At 65.1% G+C, this 229-nt stretch carries 1 protein-coding gene; it reads right to left on the reverse strand.

Features of this window, described 5'->3' with window-relative positions; all coding sequences use genetic code 11:
• Positions 1-229, reverse strand: a 229-nt coding sequence (locus tag OH705_RS28995) for a hypothetical protein (RefSeq protein ID WP_267303671.1), incomplete at both ends; no start/stop codon positions are given.

Raw genomic sequence — 229 nt, forward strand, 5'->3', positions numbered from 1 at the left:
CGCCGGCTTGCGTGGATCGTGGTCGAACACATCCTTCAGGTACTTGGTGAGCACTTCCACCATCGTGCGCGACTGCGCGAACACCAGGGTCTTCAACCCGGCCTTGATCGCCAAGCGGGCGATCCGGTTGCTCTGCGACCGCGCCGATGCGCGCAGGCCGAGGTCGGGATTGACCACCGGCGGATTCCACAACAGCACATGCTTATCGCCGGTGGGCGCGCCGGATTCG

Source organism: Pseudomonas sp. BJa3, from assembly GCF_026343815.1.
In the GTDB taxonomy this organism is placed as follows: Bacteria; Pseudomonadota; Gammaproteobacteria; order Pseudomonadales; family Pseudomonadaceae; genus Aquipseudomonas; species Aquipseudomonas soli.